General features: G+C 71.2%; 12 protein-coding genes. 10 read left to right on the plus strand and 2 right to left on the minus strand.

The window, feature by feature from the left end; translation table 11 throughout:
• Window positions 1–5 precede the first annotated feature (5 nt).
• Entirely contained in the window at window positions 6–914 is a 909-nt protein-coding gene (locus tag ACWIGU_RS33300; RefSeq protein WP_356285188.1) for an ADP-ribosylglycohydrolase family protein, read from the plus strand.
• 145 nt (window positions 915–1,059) lie between these two features.
• Here the strand turns inward: ACWIGU_RS33300 and ACWIGU_RS33305 are convergent, their stop codons facing one another.
• Complete coding sequence (locus ACWIGU_RS33305; RefSeq protein WP_454405393.1) at window positions 1,060–2,634, minus strand: MFS transporter; 1,575 nt, start codon at window positions 2,632–2,634, stop codon at window positions 1,060–1,062.
• A gap of 137 nt (window positions 2,635–2,771) precedes the next feature.
• Here ACWIGU_RS33305 and ACWIGU_RS33310 point away from each other — a divergent pair, with 137 nt between their 5' ends.
• The 3 genes from ACWIGU_RS33310 (at window position 2,772) to ACWIGU_RS33320 (ending at window position 4,963) form a co-directional block, all read left to right on the plus strand.
• A complete protein-coding gene (locus ACWIGU_RS33310) occupies window positions 2,772–3,395 on the plus strand; it encodes a TetR/AcrR family transcriptional regulator (protein WP_454405394.1) in 624 nt (207 codons plus the stop codon).
• Window positions 3,396–3,528: 133 nt separating this feature from the next.
• Entirely contained in the window at window positions 3,529–4,230 is a 702-nt protein-coding gene (locus tag ACWIGU_RS33315) for a ribonuclease HII (RefSeq protein WP_454405395.1), read from the plus strand.
• Window positions 4,231–4,297: 67 nt separating this feature from the next.
• Window positions 4,298–4,963, plus strand: a complete 666-nt coding sequence (locus ACWIGU_RS33320) for a hypothetical protein (RefSeq protein WP_454405396.1) — start codon at window positions 4,298–4,300, stop codon at window positions 4,961–4,963.
• A 105-nt stretch (window positions 4,964–5,068) separates the two neighbouring features.
• Here ACWIGU_RS33320 and ACWIGU_RS33325 read toward each other — a convergent pair whose 3' ends face one another.
• Window positions 5,069–5,710: a hypothetical protein gene (locus ACWIGU_RS33325; RefSeq protein ID WP_454405398.1), complete on the minus strand. Its 642-nt coding sequence runs from the start codon at window positions 5,708–5,710 to the stop codon at window positions 5,069–5,071.
• A gap of 472 nt (window positions 5,711–6,182) precedes the next feature.
• Here ACWIGU_RS33325 and ACWIGU_RS33330 point away from each other — a divergent pair, with 472 nt between their 5' ends.
• The 6 genes from ACWIGU_RS33330 (at window position 6,183) to ACWIGU_RS33355 (ending at window position 16,924) form a co-directional block, all read left to right on the plus strand.
• Window positions 6,183–8,342: a RecQ family ATP-dependent DNA helicase gene (locus ACWIGU_RS33330; protein ID WP_454405399.1), complete on the plus strand. Its 2,160-nt coding sequence runs from the start codon at window positions 6,183–6,185 to the stop codon at window positions 8,340–8,342.
• 271 nt (window positions 8,343–8,613) lie between these two features.
• Entirely contained in the window at window positions 8,614–10,140 is a 1,527-nt protein-coding gene (locus ACWIGU_RS33335; protein ID WP_454405400.1) for a DUF4192 domain-containing protein, read from the plus strand.
• A gap of 401 nt (window positions 10,141–10,541) precedes the next feature.
• Window positions 10,542–12,878, plus strand: a complete 2,337-nt coding sequence (locus ACWIGU_RS33340) for a glycogen debranching N-terminal domain-containing protein (RefSeq protein WP_454405401.1) — start codon at window positions 10,542–10,544, stop codon at window positions 12,876–12,878.
• Window positions 12,879–12,997: 119 nt separating this feature from the next.
• Window positions 12,998–13,759 (plus strand): NUDIX hydrolase, encoded by a 762-nt coding sequence (locus ACWIGU_RS33345; RefSeq protein WP_356285215.1) that lies wholly within the window; start codon window positions 12,998–13,000, stop codon window positions 13,757–13,759.
• 189 nt (window positions 13,760–13,948) lie between these two features.
• Complete coding sequence (locus ACWIGU_RS33350) at window positions 13,949–15,874, plus strand: ABC transporter ATP-binding protein (RefSeq protein WP_454405402.1); 1,926 nt, start codon at window positions 13,949–13,951, stop codon at window positions 15,872–15,874.
• Between the two features lie 162 nt (window positions 15,875–16,036).
• The gene (locus ACWIGU_RS33355; protein ID WP_454405403.1) at window positions 16,037–16,924 is read left to right on the plus strand and encodes a FadR/GntR family transcriptional regulator; all 888 of its coding nucleotides are present in this window, start codon (window positions 16,037–16,039) and stop codon (window positions 16,922–16,924) included.
• Window positions 16,925–17,368 lie beyond the last annotated feature (444 nt).

Consider the following 17,368-nt stretch of genomic DNA (forward strand, 5'->3'; position numbering starts at 1 on the left):
GGGCGATGACCGCTGACTCCTCTCCTCATGTGCGGCTTGACCGCGCCCTGTCCAGCCTGCGCGGCCTGGCGGTGGGGGATGCGCTGGGCTCCCAGTTCTTCGTGCCCGCCAACCATCCGCTGCTCAAGCGCCGCGAGCTGCCCGACGGCATCTGGCAGTGGACCGACGACACCGAAATGGCGTGCTCCGTAGTGGCGGTCCTGGCCGCCGAGAACCGGATCGAGCAGGACGCGCTCGCCCGGTCCTTCGCGGAGCACCACGACTTCGACCGCGGCTACGGTCCCGCGGTGAACCGGCTGCTCCGGCAGATCCGCGAGGGCGGCGACTGGCGTTCGCTGTCCTCCGCGCTCTTCAAGGGCCAGGGCTCCTGGGGCAACGGCGCGGCGATGCGGATCGCCCCGCTCGGGGCCTGGTACGCGGACGATCCGGAGCAGGCCACGCATCAGGCCGAGATCTCCGCCTATCCGACGCATCAGCACCGGGAGGCCGTGGTCGGGGCCATGGCCGTGGCCGCAGCTGCCGCGATCGTGGCCGATCCGGCTGGACCGCCGACGCCGCAGGCGCTCCTCGACGGAGTCATCGCGCTCGTGCCGCGCAGTGCGGTGGGCGCGGGGCTCCGGCGGGCCAGGGACATGCTCGACTACGGCGACCCGGGGACGGTGGCCGCGGTCCTCGGCTGCGGCCGACGCACCACGGCGCACGACACCGTGCCGTTCGCCCTGTGGTCGGCGGCGCGCGGGCTCGGCGACTTCGAGCGCGCGTTCTGGGAGACGGCCCAGGTGGGCGGCGACATGGACACGACGTGCGCGATCGTGGGCGGAGTGGTCGCTTCAGGCCTGGGTGGCGCTCCGGCGGACCTGTGGCTGCGGCGGACCGAGCCCCTGCCGGAGTGGGCGCCCGGACTGCCGGTCTGACCTGTGGGTTCCTCACGCCTCACTCGGTGTGACGGATACACCCGTGGCTCTGGTGAACGCATCGGCTTGGGTGTGATGGATGCCGGGCCGCCCACGTCGAGTCGGACGGCCCGGCATCCACCTCCCCGGTGGACGGCTTCCCCAGTCAGCCGCCTGCCGGCCCGGCCGCACCCGCGGTACCCGCGAGCGCTTCCAGGTCGCTCTTGCGTACCCGGATCACCACAGTGGCGACGATCAGGGCGAGCAGCGCCATCGCCGCGGCCGGAATGAACGCGGTCGAGATGCCCTCGGCCAGGACCTGGTGACCCCAGGGAGCCGGGAGCTGATGGGTCTTGGCGAACTCCGCCTTCTGCTCGGGTGTGGCCTGCGCCATGAAGGAGGGGATCTGGTCCTTGGCCTCGTTCCTGCTGGCCGTACCGAAGACGGTCGTCAGGATGGAGAGGCCGAGCGAACCTCCCACCTGCTGCATCGCGTTGAGCAGCCCGGACGCCGCGCCCGCCTCGTGCTGGGCGACTCCGGAGACGGCGGTCAGGGTGAGCGTCACGAAGTTGAGCCCCATCCCGATGCCGAACAGCAGCATCGGGCCGAGCACCCCACCCACGTACGAGCTGTCGGGAGAGATGAACGTCTGCCAGCCGAGGCCGAGCAGGACGAGCGTCGCGCCGGTCATCATGAACGGCTTGGGGCCGAGGACCGGAAGCAGCCGCTGCGACAGGCCCGCGCCGACGATGATCGCGGCCGTCACGGGCAGGAAGGCGAGGCCCGCCTCGATCGGCGTGTAGTTGAGGACGTTCTGTGCGAACAGGACGATGAAGAAGAACATGCCGAACATCGCCGCGGCCAGGCTCAGCATGATCACGTACGTACCGGAGCGGTTGCGGTCGGCGAACATCCGCAGTGGAGTGATCGGTTCCTTCGCCCGGCTCTCGATGAACACGAAGGCGAGCAGCAGCACCACGGCGGCGACGAACGAGCCCACGCTGATGCCGTCCCGCCAGCCCTCCTCCGACGCCCGGATGAAGCCGTACACGAGCGAGGCCATGCCCGCCGTGGAGGTGAGCGCGCCCGCGATGTCGAAGCGCCCCGGATGGCGTTCGGACTCGTTGATGTACATCGGCGCCAGCACCGCGATGAGGACGCCGATGGGTACGTTCACGAACAGCACCCAGCGCCAGTCGAGCCACTCCGTGAGCATGCCGCCGGCGAGGAGACCGACGGCGCCGCCGCCCGCGGAGACGGCCGCGAAGACGCCGAACGCGCGGTTCCGCTCCGGGCCTTCGGGGAACGTCGTGGTGATGAGGGCGAGCGAGGTGGGCGACGCGATCGCGCCACCGACGCCCTGCAGGACCCGGGCCGCCAGCAACTGCCAGGGTTCCTGGGCGAGTCCGCCGAGCAGGGAGGCGAGCGTGAAGAGCAGGATGCCGGACATGAAGACCCGGCGGCGGCCGAGGATGTCTCCCGCGCGGCCGCCGAGAAGCAGCAGGCCGCCGAAGGTGAGCGTGTACGCGCTGACGACCCAAGTGAGGTCTGTCGTGGAGAACTTGAGCGCGCCCTGAATGTGCGGGAGCGCGATGTTCACAATCGTCGCGTCCAGTACCACCATGAGTTGGCAGGCCGCGATGACGGCGAGGGCTATGCCGGGGCGCCCCGCCCGTCGTGCCTGCCCCGGCTTCCCCGGCTTGTTCGGCTTCTGATCTTGAGTTAACTGAGAGGTTGACACTATGGATCCCCCACAAGTGCGTTAGTGAACGCAACCGTTCACTGTCGCCTCGAACGGTAGTGACTCCCCATCAGTGAACGCAACCGTTCACTGAAGAAGCTGCCTCGAACACCCGGTTCCCCAACGGAGAGAAGACGATGGATACTTCGCGCTGGACGGCCGCCCCCGCTCGGACGGCCACCCTGCGCCGGCGTGGCCCCGTACTGGAGCGGGCCATCCTGGAAGCCGCGCTGGAGCAGCTCAGTACGGTCGGCTGGAACGCACTCACGATGGAAGGCGTCGCCGCCGGAGCGCAGACGGGCAAGGCCGCCGTCTACCGTCGCTGGCCGTCCAAGGAGGATCTCGTCGCGGACGCCCTCCAGGCGGCGCTGCCCACGCTCGACGGAGCGCCGGATCGCGGCAGCGTCCGGGAGGACCTGATCGAGCTGTGCGGCCTGATGCGTGAGGCGATGTACTCGCGCCCCGGATTCGCACTGCGTTCGGTTCTTCACGAATGCGACTCGGCGACGGCGCAGCGCTTCCATGAGGTGATCTTCGAGGGTGTCGTCCAGCCGAGCGTCGAGCTGATCAAAGAGGTCGTGAACCGCGGGATCGAGCGGGGAGAGGTTCGCCCCGGCGCCGCTGACGCGTACGTCTGTGATGTCATCCCGGCGATGATGATGTACCGCTCCAAGGTGTGCGCGAGCGAATGGGAAGAGCGTGATCTCACGGAGATGATCGATCAGGTGATGGTTCCGCTGCTGCGGCCGCGGGGGGCGTGACGCGGGGCGGCGCCGGCCGTGGGTCCGAGCCGGCTCCGGGGTGTGGGGCGGCATCGCGCCGCGTGGACGCAGAACGGGCCGGTCGTACCGGGGTGTCGCTGTGGGGTCGAAGCGGCGTAGGCTATCTGGCGCCATGCCGTACGAACCACCCACTCACAGCGTCGAGCGCTCACTGCGCGCCACCACCGGAGCCAAGATCGTTGCCGGTGTGGACGAGGTCGGTCGCGGTGCGTGGGCGGGACCGGTCACTGTGTGCGCCGCCGTCACCGGGCTGCGCCGGCCGCCCGAAGGTCTCACCGACTCCAAGCTGATAAGCCCGAAGCGGCGCGAAGTGCTCGCCGAGACGCTGGAGGGCTGGGTGACGGCACATGCTCTCGGTCACGCCTCCCACGAGGAGATCGACGAGCTGGGGATGACGGCCGCTCTGCGGCTCGCCGCGGTGCGCGCCCTCGAGGCCCTTCCGGTCCGTCCGGACGCGGTCATCCTCGACGGCAAGCACAACTACCTCGGCGCTCCCTGGCAGGTCCGCACGGTGATCAAGGGTGACCGGTCCTGTGTGGCCGTCGCGGCGGCATCGGTGATCGCCAAGGTTCGGCGCGACAAAATGATGGCCGAACTGGGCATCGAACATGCAGACTTCGGTTTTGCGGCCAACGCCGGTTATCCGTCGCCGGTCCACAAAGCCGCGCTGGAGGTGTGGGGGCCCACCCCGTACCACCGGCTCACGTGGGCGTATCTTGATGCGCTGCCCCAGTGGCGGCACCTCAAGAAGGCCCGCATCTGGGCGGACGGAAACGTTCCGGAGATCGAAGGCCAACTCGGCTTCGACTTCTGATCTTCCGTTCGCACTCATGTGCCACCCGCCGGTGCCGCCCGCACCGGCGTTTGATAGACATCAGCTCATGCCTCTCCTTCCCGAGGAGCCTCAGATTCACGAGAGTGCCCAGGGTCCCCGCGCCACTTCGGCCCCCAGCGGCCGCAACGCGCCGACCCCCCGCCCTGTACCCGGCCCGCGTCCCGCGGCGCCGCCGCGACCCGGACGCCCGGGTCCCGCACGGCCGATGCCGCCCGCGCAGCGCACGTCGCGCGAGTCGGTGTCCGCCGCCAAGCCGGGGCCTGCGGCTCCGGCCGCCCCCGCCGCCGTGCCGACCGCGCCCGTCGCGGCGGACGCGAGTGCGCAGCCGCAGATCCAGCTGATCCCGGCTTCGGTCGAGGGCGCCCTGGACGCCGCGGAGGAAGCCGTCGACCTGCTCCTCGACTCGGGCCGTGCGCCCGGCGAGGTGCTGGTGATCACCACCGGTGACCCGCACCCGTGGGCCACGCACGAGCTGTCCTTCGGCGACACCGCCTACTGGGGGCAGCACGACGCGGGTGACGACGTCTTCTACGCCGACGCCGCTGCCGCTGAGCGTGCCGGCAAGCGGCCTGTGGTCGTCGTCGCGCTGAACGGCGGTGCCGATGAGGTGGCCGCCGCGGCAATGCCTCTCGCCCTCGGCCGGGCGGGCGCCCTGCTGATCGTGTGCGGCGACCCGCAGCGCATCAACTCCCTGCTGGGCGCCGGAGTCTGACACGCCGCGCGCCGGCTGCCCGGACCGCTCGACGGTTCCGCGGGCGGCCGGCGGCGTCGTGTGACTGCGGCCCACGTCGCGACGGACTCGTTCCAGCGGCAGCTCTCAGCGGGCGGCCGCGCGGCGCAGTACCTCCGACGCGGCTCCTCCCGCGCGCGGCAGTGGCGGCTCGACGCCGCCCTCGAACGCTTCGGGCGTCGACCCAAGGCTCGGCCGCCGGCCGCCACGTCCCTCGCCGAGTACCTGCCAGCCGTCCCGCGTCATGGTGATGTACGCCCCGCAGCGCAGCCCATGGAGTGTGCAGGCATCCCGTAGCCCCCACATCCACGCACCGTCCTCCTCCGTCCAACGCGCCTCGCCCTCACGGCAGTAGAGCAGTACAGCTGTACGCACCGGTGTGCGGCGTCGGAGGTCGTGCGGGATGACGCGGCGTAGGTGCGTGAGCAGCGCGTTGCGGAACACCCAGCCGTCCGCCGCGCTCGCGCGCCGTGTGAACGACGCGCTGGCGCTGAGCCGCTCCTCCGTGTCAAGAACGGCCACGACGGCCGTCTGAGGCTTGGGGCGGTGCCGGGCGTGCAGGCCGCTGACGACCTCGCGCGGATTGCGCAGCAAGGGGATCCCGGCCGCGGCCCATTCCGCGGGTTCGAGCACCCTGGCGAGTTGATTGGCGGAGTCGGCGAACATGTCGGCACGCGTCGATGACGTCGACAATGCTGTCGCCGAGGACGGAGCGAATCCGAAGGTCACGGTCCTCCCTTCGGCTACGCGCCCACACTGCGGGCGGGGTCGGACTGCGGGAGCGCACCGCGGCACAGCCCTACCGGACCACGATCGAGCCGCGCGGGAGCGATTCCAATTCTTCCCTTCGCACTGGCTTGCGGCAACGAGCAATCGAGGCCGGGGGCCGGTATCTGGGGAAGCGTCGGCTATATCCCTGCCCACCGCCGCCGCCCGTGACGCCAGGATCACGTCTTTGCGGCTTCGACCAGACGCCAGGATCACGTCGTTACCGCCACGACCAGCGGTGACACCCCCTGACCTCGGTGATCCGGGCGCCCCGAGAATTGGATCAAGAGGGGTTCGGATCAAGAAGGGCTCGGATCAAGAAGGGTTCGGCACCTGGCGGGGCACCCTCCAGGCGGCCGGACGGAGGGGGCCGGCGGTGATCACCGCGGCGGGCGATTGGGCCGTTGTCAGTGGTGTGGGGTTGCATGGGGGCATGAGTAACCAGGAGCTGCGTGCCGAAGCCGACGCCATCCTCGCTGAGCTGGTCGGCGATCCGGGGGGTTCGGCGCGCCTTCGGGAGGATCAGTGGCAGGCGGTGGCAGCCCTGGTCGAGGAGCGTCGGCGTGCCCTCGTGGTGCAGCGCACCGGCTGGGGCAAGTCGGCGGTGTACTTCGTGGCCACGGCCCTGCTGCGGCGGCGTGGTTCCGGTCCCACGGTGATCATCTCGCCGTTGCTGGCGCTGATGCGTAACCAGGTCGAGTCGGCGGCGCGGGCCGGTATCCAGGCGCGCACGATCAACTCGGCCAACCCTGAGGAGTGGGACACGATCTATGAGGAGGTCGAGCGTGGCGAGACCGACGTTCTCCTCGTGAGTCCGGAACGCCTCAATTCGGTGGATTTCCGAGATCAGGTCCTGCCCAAGCTCGCGGCTACGACCGGTCTGCTCGTGGTCGACGAGGCGCACTGCATCTCCGACTGGGGCCATGATTTCCGGCCGGACTACCGCCGGCTGCGCGCGATGCTGGCCGAGCTCCCCGCCGGTGTTCCGGTGCTGGCCACCACCGCTACGGCGAACGCGCGGGTCACGGCGGATGTCGCCGATCAGCTGGGTACGGGAGCCGGCGAGGCACTGGTGCTCAGAGGCCCGTTGGATCGGGAGAGTCTGCGCCTGGGCGTGGTCCAGTTGCCGGATGCCGCACACCGCCTGGGCTGGCTTGCCGAACACCTGGATGAACTTCAGGGCTCCGGCATCATCTACACGCTGACGGTCGCCGCGGCCGAGGAGGCCACCGCCTTCCTGCGCCAGCGCGGCTTCAACGTGGCGTCGTACACGGGCAAGACGGAGAACGCCGACCGGCTCCAGGCCGAGATCGATCTCCAGGAGAACCGCGTGAAGGCGCTGGTCGCCACCTCCGCGCTGGGGATGGGCTTCGACAAACCGGACCTGGGATTCGTGATCCATCTCGGCTCGCCGTCCTCGCCGATCGCCTACTACCAGCAGGTGGGGCGTGCGGGCCGTGGTGTGGCCCACGCCGATGTGCTGCTGCTGCCGGGCAAGGAGGACGAGGCCATCTGGCGCTACTTCGCCGATACGGCCTTCCCGCCCGAGGCGCAGGTCCGTCAGACCCTCTCGGCTCTCGCTGGTGCGGGACGGCCGCTGTCGGTGCCCGCCCTGGAGGCGGCGGTGGATCTTCGGCGCAGTCGACTCGAGTCGATGTTGAAGGTGCTGGACGTCGACGGCGCGGTCAGGCGAGTGAAGGGCGGCTGGACGGCCACGGGAGCCGACTGGGTGTACGACTCCGAGCGCTACGCGTGGGTGGCCAAGCAGCGGACGACCGAGCAGCAGGCCATGCGTGATTACGCGAGCACGTCCCAGTGCCGGATGGAGTTCCTGCGCCGGCAACTGGATGACGAGGGCGCGGCTCCGTGTGGCCGTTGCGACAACTGTGCGGGGGCCTGGGCCGATTCCTCGGTCTCGGCGGAGATGCTGACGGGGGCGGCCAGGGAGCTGGACCGCCCGGGGGTGGAGGTCGAGCCGCGCCGCATGTGGCCGACGGGGATGCCCGCGCTGGGCATTGACCTCAAGGGGCGTATCCCGGCCAAGGAACAGTGCTCCACCGGGCGCGCTCTGGGGCGGCTCTCGGACATCGGCTGGGGCAACCGCCTGCGCCCGTTGCTGGCCGAGAACGCGCCCGACGGGCCCGTCCCCGACGACGTCCTGAAGGCCGCGGTAGCCGTCATCGCCGACTGGGCGCGCTCGCCCGGGGGCTGGGCGCCGAGTGTTCCGGACGCCTCTGCCCGGCCGGTGGGAGTCGTCGCCGTGCCGTCCCTGGCCCGGCCGCAACTGGTCGGTTCCCTCGCCCAGGGAATCGCGACGATCGGCCGCCTCCCTTTCCTGGGCACGCTTGCGTATACGGGGCCGGGGGACGTACACGCGGCACGCCGCAGCAACTCCGCCCAGCGGCTCAGGACACTGTCCGGCACTTTCACCGTTCCTGACGATCTGGCTGCGGCCCTGGCCGGCGCTCCGGGGCCCGTCCTGCTCGTGGACGACTACACGGACTCCGGCTGGACCCTCGCGGTCGCCGCGCGGCTGCTCCGGCAGGCGGGGAGCGAGCACGTTCTGCCGTTGGTGCTGGCTGCGGCGAGCTGAGTCATGGGGTGCTCAGGGCTGAGGCGCTGAGCTGAGTCACTGACCGGAGCCGTCCGGCAGGCGGCCGGCCCGGCGAGGTCCTGCGCAGGGCTCCGCGTACGGCCGCTGAGCTGACGTCAGCAAGTCAACGACATGGCTGGGACAAGCATGGCCTGATGGGTCGGCTTCGCGCGAGTGACCCTGCCGGCCTGTGGACAACTCCTGTCGTGTCCCTGATCCGGGTTATCCACAGGTCAAAACGGAATCTTGAGATTCGCGGCATGGTCGTCACATGACGAATCACAGCGAAGCAGCCGGCACACGCGGCACGGAACAGGTCACCTTGCGCAACCCGTCCGAACTGGCCGAAGCGCTCCCGTACTTGCTCGGGTTCAAGCCCGAGGACAGCATCGTGCTGGTCGCCCTGCACCGCGGACGCTTCGGCGGGCGCGTGCGACTCGGGATCCCCGAGCGCCCCGGCGACTGGCCCTCCGTCGCGGACGAGATGGCCAAGTGCCTGATCAGTGGATGCGAGAGGAAGGACGGAACGCCGGACGGCATCGTCGCGTTCCTGTGCCGGGATCCGAAGACCACCGAGACCGGTCGGCAGATCATGGAGCGCCTGCACCCACTGGCGCAGATGCTGCGCTTGGCGTGCGGTCGCCTCGACGTGCCCGTGGTCGAGACCCTCTGCATCGCCGACGATCACTTCTGGTCGTACAGCTGCCCGGTCGCGGAGTGCTGCCCGCCCGACGGCACGCCGCTCGCCGCGTCCGGTACGTCCGTCACGGCGGCCGCGATGACCTACGCGGGTATCCAAGTGCGGCGCCCGCCAAGGGAGATGAGGGCCAGGCTCACGCCGTGGCAGACGGCGGCAGTGCCGGAGCAGGTACGTGCGCTGGATGCCGCGGCCATGGCTCTGGTCCCCAGGATCCTCGCCGGAGTCCCGCGCGTTGAGGTCGCGGACGAGACGCTCGATCTCGCACGGCGGGTCTGGAGCCGTTTCGGGCACCTGCCGACCGGCGGCGACACGCTCGAAGCCGATCTCAAAGACGACGAGCAGCTCGCGCATGACGAAGCGGCGAGGCTGATCCTCGGCCTCCAGGACCGGCTGACCCGGGATCACGCCGCCGAGTGGATGGAGGGCGACGAGGCACCGCTTGTTCTGCGTCTGTGGCGAGCCCTGGCCCGCCGCTGCGTGGGCCCGTACGGCGAACACGCGGCGGCGCCGCTGACGCTCGCCGGCTGGGTCGCGTGGTCTCTGGGCGACCGAGTGGAGGCAGGCGAGGCATTGGACATGGCTCTGGCGGCGGATCCCCGGTACGTCTTCGCCCGGCTCCTCATGGAGGCGTGCAGCGCGGACCTGGATCCGGAGCCGGTGCGGCGAAGCCTGCGCAAGACCCGGGACGAGCGGAACGTGGCGCCGTCCGGGGTGGGTTCCGAGGCAGACTCTGCCGGAGCCGGAGCCGGAGCCGGAGCCGGAGCCGGAGCCGGAGCCGGAGCCGGAGCCGGAGCCGGAGCCGGAGCCGGAGCCGGAGCCGGAGCCGGAGTAGCGGTAGGCGCGGGGCCCGTTTCCGGCGTCAATACCGAAGGCGCCGCTGGCCTTAAGGGCGCAGGATCCTCTGGGCGGCCAAGTGCCGAGGACTCGCGGGAACCGGCCGAGGATCGAGTGACGCGGGCCCTGGAAGCGGCCCTGCGCCGGCGCGGATCGCGACGTGCAGGCGCGGGAAAGAGGCCCGCCCAGGCTGGGGCGCATGCGCCGAGGCGACCGCAGGGACGTCGCCGAGTGGGGCGGCAGGGGACGAGGCGGGAGGGATGAGTACCGGCTCGCGGCGCAGGCTCCGCATGCCCGCCTGTGTAGTAGCGCGGGCATCGGCCGGTGTGGGGGAGTTGGGGAGGGGAATGGGGCGTCGGCTGCTGGGCTTCCTTTGCCGTGGGCGTGACTTGGGGTGGTGCAGGCCCGTTCACCTCTGTGGCACAGCCCGTGATCGGGCTGCGCCGTTGTCTCCCCGCCGACCCTTCGGAGCGCCATCGGCGCCTCGCGCGCGCCCAGCGCGGAAGGAGCCACCCCATGCCGCCCCCCGCGTCGTCGCCCGTGTCCGCCGTATCGACTTGCGCCGTGCCGGTGCTGCTCGCCCTGGAGAACGACGCCCCACCAGGTGCCGTCGGACCGCCTTGCGAGACCGGTACCGCTGGTTGGCCGGGGATGGGGCGGCGGTGATGCCTTCAGCTGCACGCGCGCCGGAGCCCGGAGACTCGATCAAGGCGTCCTTCGAGAGTCACTTGGGTGACTCGTTCGTCGACCGCCTCGGCGGAGGTGTGGGCCGGGCCTCTGGACTTCCCGCAGGGATGTCGGCCCCTCCACCGGCTGGGGTGTCGACCGCGCCCGCTGGGGTGTCGTCCGCGACCTTAGGGCTGGGAGCGCCATCCGGCACCGCGCGGCCGTCTACCGCCATCGCGGGAGCGCCGTCCGCTCATGCAGTGACATCTGCAATCGCCCCAGCGGTCTCGTCCGCGCACCGCAAGGACCCGGCTCCCCCTGCTCCCCGCAACGCTCAGCCCCTAAACGCGCAGGCCGGTCGCACGAACACCCCCGCTCACCGGCGCTCCGCGGAGCTGCCGCCGGCGCACACGGCGCTGATCTGCGTGGCCCTGCCCTCGCTCGCGATTTCTTCGCAGCAGGGGCAGTTGACGGGCGACGGCCTGGAGGGGTTCTACCGCGCCGGGCGCCGTGTGTTGTCGCGTTGCCTGCTTCGCGTCGCGGGGCGCGAGCCGGTCGCGGTTCAGGCCCGTATGGTCGCCGCCGACCGGGCCCGGTTCGTGGCGACGCTGAGGCCTGTCGTGGACGGCGGACCCGATCCGGACATCATGGTCGAGCGGATGCGGCATGCCGACGGCACGGAGCGGATCACGCTGCGCAGCTCGGCCACACGCCCGCTGCGGCTGCCGGTGGAGGTCGCGCTCGGTACGGATCTGGCCGAGCTGGGCGCGGTGGCGGCCGGACGGCCGGGGCGCGCACTGTCCGCCACCGTCCACGACTCCGGCATGCGATGGTCGTCGCCCGCGGGCCACGCCGTCGTCACCGCCGACCCGCCGCCCCGGGATGCGCTCGCCTCCGCCGGCCTGCTGCGCTGGGAGTTCGACCTGCCTCCGGGTGGCACGTGGAGTGTCGAACTACGGGTACGGGCCGACGGCGGAGGGACGGGAGGGCCCGTCGGGCATGGCACCGTACGTCCGCTCGCCGGGGCGCAGGCCGCAGGGGACGACGCACGCGTGGGGCCGCTGCTGAGAACCTGCGCCGAGGACCTGCACGCATTGCTGCTGCGCGACCCTGTGCACCCCTCGGACCTCTACCTCGCCGCAGGCGCGCCCTGGCGCTGTGGCCTGGCCCCGGCCGAGGCGTTGGCGGCCGCGCGGCTGGCGCTGCCTTTGGGAACACGGTTGGCCGCGGGCACGCTCAAGGCCCTCGCCCGGACCCAACTCCCGGGAACAGGAAGGGAGTCGGGGATGATCCCCGGCCCGCTGAGAGACGCAGGCCCGCATCTGCCGCCCGGCTGTACGGGAACCGAAGCGACGCTCCTGTTTCCGGCGCTCCTCGCGGAGGCGAGACGCTGGGGCCTGCCCGAGCAGGAGGTCGCCGAGCTGCTGCCCACCGCGGAGCGCTGCCTGCACTGGCTGCGGGCAGCCATTGGCGAAGGGACGTACCTGGCGGACCCCGGCCCCGGAGGATTGTTGCGCTGCGAGACCCAGGCCCACGCCCACCGGGCCGCCCTGCTCGGCGCGGATCTCCTCGACGCCCATGGCCGACCCGGGGCCGTAGAACTGTGCCAATGGGCCGAAGTGCTGCGGACACGCTTCAGGGAGGACTTCTGGGCCGAGGACCGCGGAGGCGGCCGGCCCGCCGCCGCCCGCATGCCGGACGGACGCCTCCTGACCCACCTGGGCAGTGCCGCGGCCCACCTCCTCGACACAGGGCTGCTCGGCGGCGGTGTGCTGGCCCCGGGACTCCTCGACAAGGTGCAGACCGAACAGCTCGCACGGCTCCTGGGCGGTCCGGCACTCGACTCAGGGTGGGGGCTGCGCAGTCTGGGCGTACGGGAGGCGTCGTACAACCCGTTCGGGCACCGTGGCGGAGCCGTACGGGTGCAGGAGACGGCGCTGGCCGTGGGCGGCATGGCCGCTGCGGGCTACGAGAAGGAGTCGAGTTCGCTGCTGCGGGGCGTCCTGTCGGCGGCCGAGGCATTCGGGTTCCGGCTGCCCGAGATGTACGCGGGGGAGCAGCGTTCCGAAGGGGGCGCGCCGCTTCCGCATCCGGCCGCCTGCAGACCCGCGGCCACCGCAGCGGCGGCAGGGGTGCAGATCCTCGCGGCCCTCGCCGGGATCCGGCCGGACGCGCCCGCCGGGACGGTGACGCTGAGACCGATGCGCAGCGCACCCCTGGGCGAGATCGGACTGGCCGGGCTGCGGGTCGCGGGCGCACCATTCTCGGTGCGGGTCAGCAGACTCGGTCTCGCCATGGTCGAGGAGGCGGCCGACGGGTTGCAGTTGGGGGTGTGACCGGGGCGGACGTGAGTTCGGGAGATCGGCGGAGTCCCGCCTCGGGGACTTCGAAGAAGGCCTTGATCGACGATCGCGAAGGGAGTGTTTATCGTCAGGAAGACGACTATGATCGCGGCATGTCGCCCTACGACCCGTCGGCCTTCCCGCCCTTCGCAGTCACCGTCGACCTGGTCGTGCTGACCGTGCGTCGTCACGCGCTCTGTGCGCTCGCGGTACGGCGAGGCGAACCGCCGTTCCAGGGCCGTTGGGCACTCCCCGGAGGCTTCGTACGGGACGACGAGGACCTGTCGTCCGCCGCGGCGCGCGAACTGATCGAGGAGACCGGGCTCTGCGCCCATGATCCCGCGGATCCGGACCAGGTAAACGGCGCGCACCTGGAGCAGCTGGCCACCTACGGCGACCCCAAGCGCGACCCTCGTATGCGCGTGGTCAGCGTCGCTCATCTGGCCCTGGCGCCGGATCTGCCCGCACCGCGTGCGGGTGGCGACGCGCGCAGCGCGCGCTGGGCACCCGTAGAGGCACTGCTGAACGAGAGCGGGTACGGGCGCGAGGGTGAGCAGGCGGCGCCCCTGGCCTTCGATCACGCGCAGATCCTCACGGACGGCGTGGAGCGCGCCCGATCGAAGATCGAGTACTCGTCGCTCGCTACGGCCTTCTGTCCGCCCGAGTTCACGGTCGGCGAGCTGCGGCGCGTGTACGAGGCGGTGTGGGCCGTCGCGCTCGATCCGCGCAACTTCCACCGCAAGGTGACAGGCACCCCGGGCTTCCTCGTGCCCACCGGCGGGACCACCACCCGCCAGGGCGGCAGGCCGGCCCAGCTCTTCCGCGCCGGGGGCGCGACACTGCTCAACCCGCCGATGCTGCGCCCCGAGGTGTGACCCGGAGCTGACCGGGCCCGCCCCCGGGCTCTGCCCGCCCACGCCGCGCAGGGACACCCGAAGCGCCCACCCTGCCCGAAAAGCCAGAAATATCGCGTTATCTTGCTGCGGTACCCACGGGGTTCGTCCGTCCCCGCTCGGCGGACGGGTCCCGGCCGCCGAGCGGTCGCACATCCTGCGAGAGAAGCGATGATCCAGGCCTTCGGACTGACCAGCAACCCACGCCAGGAGCTCCCGCCCGCTGTCGACGACGTGTCCTTCGAGGCACCGACGGGCCGCGTCACGGCGCTGCTCGGTGCCCGCGCGTCCGGCAAGACGACGGCGCTTCGGCTGATGCTCGAACTCCAACAAGGCCGTGGAATCACGCTTTTCAGAGGCCGCCCCCTACACCGCATCCCCCACCCATCCCGCGAGGTGGGCGTGTTGCTCGGCGAGGTCCAGGGGCATCCGTCCCGAACCGTGCGCGGACAACTGCGTATGTTGTGCGCGGCCGCGGGCGTGCCGGTACAGCGTGCCGACGAGGTCCTCGAAGTCGTCGGCATCGTCAGCCTGCGGGAGCAGCGACTCGGCACGCTCTCGCGAGGCATGGACAGGCGCCTCGGCCTCGCCTGCGCGCTTCTCGCCGACCCCCACACCCTCGTCCTCGACGGACCCGCCGACGGGCTCTCGGTGCGTGAGGGCAAGTGGCTGCACGGCATCCTGCGGGCCCACGCGTCGCTCGGCGGCACCGTGCTCTTCTCCACCGACGACGCCAAGGAAGCGGCGCGGACCGCTGACCGCGTGGTCACCATGGAGGCAGGACGCGTCATCGCGGATCAGGGAGTCGCCGACTTCTCCCGTACGCGGCTGCGCCCCCGCGTCGCCGTGCGCAGCCCGCATGCCGCCCGGCTCGGTGTCCTGCTGGCCAAGGAGGCGCGCGCGACGCAGCGGTCCGTCGAGGTCGTGAACGAGGACGGCAACCGCCTCTCCGTATACGGCAGTAACTGCGCGGACGTCGGCGAAACCGCGTTCCGCCACAGCATCCTGGTCCACCAACTCGCGGACGAGGTCGGGGATGCGGGGCCGACGGTGAGCGTTCCGGCGCGGGCGCACACTGAAGCAGTCCGCGGCGCGGAGCCGACCGCGCCTCAGACAACCCTCGCGAAGGCATCGCACGCCGAGACGCCGCCTCCGGCCACAAAGTCGTCGGAACCCGGCGCGGAGCTTGCCGACGCCTCCTCCCCGGATGAGTCGCCGCAGCGCGACGACGCGGGCCCTCGGGCGCCCGGAACTTCGTCAATCCCAGCCCCCGCCCCTCCCCCCTCCCCCCTGCCCCCCCTCCCACCTCCCATCACGGTCCACCCCGCACCCAGCCCGCTCCGTCCGCTGCGTTACGAGGTTCGCCGGGCGACCGGGATCGCCACCGGTTACCTCACGGCGGCCGCCGTCCTCGTCGCCTCCGCGATCGTCGCCGTACTGCTCGCCCGGACCGGTCACACGCCGCAGTCCCGTCTCCTGGCAGCCTGGCCGCAGGAGCTGCCGCTTCCGCCGGCCGCCCTCGGTGCGGGGCTGCTCGGGGCCTTCGCGTTCGGCGACGAATTTCGTCACCCCGCGCTGGCCGCCGACCGCGGCACCGTCCCCCGTCGCCTGGGACTTCTCTGCGCGAAACTCGTCGTCGCAGCGGCCACCGCCGTCTCGCTGGCCTTCCTCGTCGTCGCGTCCGACGCGGTGCTGCTTCACCTTGTATACGGAGAAGAGCTCACCAAGGTTCCCGCCGACTGGCTTTCATCGAGCGCGAGTTGGCTCGCGCTCGTCATGGGGTGCGCCTGGGCCGGGGTGCTGGCCGCCGGTGTCTTCCGGTCCACGACGGCCGGACTGGCCGCCGTACTCGCTGTTCCGATCCTCGTCGTACCCCTCGTACAGGAGGCCTTGGCGGGTCCATCTGTGCGAACGGCGGCGGGACTTCCGTCGAGGCTTCGTGATCTGGCACTTGTGCACTGGCCGTTCGGGGCGGAGCGTCTTCTGGCCGCGGGACTGCGGATGATCGCTCAACCTGTGGGCGGCGCCCTGATGTTGTCGCTGACCGCTCTGCTCTGCGCTTATCTGCTCACAGTGGTGCGTCCCAGGGCTCGATGACGACCGTCCGGCGCCTTCCGGTCCGGCCGCGCGCACAACTCCCCGATGATCGCCCATTTCCGTCCGATAAGGCGTCAATTGCGATGGGGTAAGCGATCACCCTTTCGTGTGCTTTTCACCAAAGACCTCAAGGGACTTGGGAGCGGCGCCGACAACAGATCCGTGAGTACCCTTGCGCACACCATGATGACCGCCGCCCGCTCCGCCGACTCCGGCCTGACCGGCCCGGGCGAACTCGACCGCTACCCCTATGGGGAGGCCAATGGTGCCGACCGTGTCGGCGCTCCTGTTTGGGATGTCGCGGATCAGGATCTCGGCCGGATGGGGCGGCGCGCCGCCGGCAGCCGCGGCCGCGGCCTGCACGGCCAGCTCGTCCAGCAGCTGGGCCAGATGATCGTTTCCGGGGACCTCGGCGCGGACCGCCCGCTCGTCCCCGAGGAGATCGGCCAGCGATTCGAGGTGTCTCGCACCGTCGTCCGCGAGTCGCTCCGCGTCCTCGAGGCCAAGGGCCTGGTCAGCGCCCGCCCCAATGTCGGCACCCGCGTCCGCCCCGTCAGTGACTGGAACCTGCTCGACCCGGACATCATCGAATGGCGCGCCTTCGGCCCGCAGCGCGACGACCAGCGCCGGGAGCTGAACGAGTTGCGCTGGACGATCGAGCCCCTCGCCGCCCGGCTCGCGGCCGGACACGGCCGTGAGGACGTCCAGCAGCGGCTCGCCGACATGGTCGAGATCATGGGGCACGCCCTGGGCCAGGGCGATCCGATCACCTTCGCCCGCGCCGACGCCGAGTTCCACTCCCTGCTCATCCAGCTCGCGGGCAACCGCATGCTCGAGCACCTGTCCGGCATCGTCTCCGCGGCCCTCCAGGTCTCCGGTGGACCCGTCACGGGCTGCGACCGTCCGAACGAGGCGGCCGTCGCCCACCACAGCCGGATCGCCGACGCCCTCGCCGCGGGTGACGGCACGGGCGCGGAGGCCGCCATGCGGCAGCTGCTCACCGTCCACCCCGATGTCGAACGTGTGGTCCCGGCGCCCCGCGAGCACTGACGCCTTCCACGGCGATTCGGTGATCCGGCGCCTCGGTGCAGGCCCCTGGTGTCCGATGCACCGCACGGTCCGGGTGAGCCCACCATCTGTTCCGCATGTGTCGCCGGATCGCGCCCGATCCCCCCGGACCCGGCGCGATCCGGCGACACATGCGTGGATCGCGGGTTCCGCCGGTTCGAGCTGGGTACCCGAAGAGTGGCCATGTTTGACCGTATCCATTAGTTTTTGAGCGCTTACGGGGTGTGACTCGGGCCACGCAGATTGGGCGTAACGCTCCTCGGAACAGCGCGATGACCTAAGAGGCGACAGTCGAGGAGGGAATACAGCAGCCGCGTATGGCGCTGTCCATCTCCCCGGCCCCCGCCCGCGCCGTCGGCCCATCCCCAAGCCGGCGGTCGTCGGCTCCGGTCCTCACAGGACGGGGCCGGAAGCCGTTTTCCAACG

The organism is Streptomyces sp. NPDC055400, assembly GCF_053644375.1.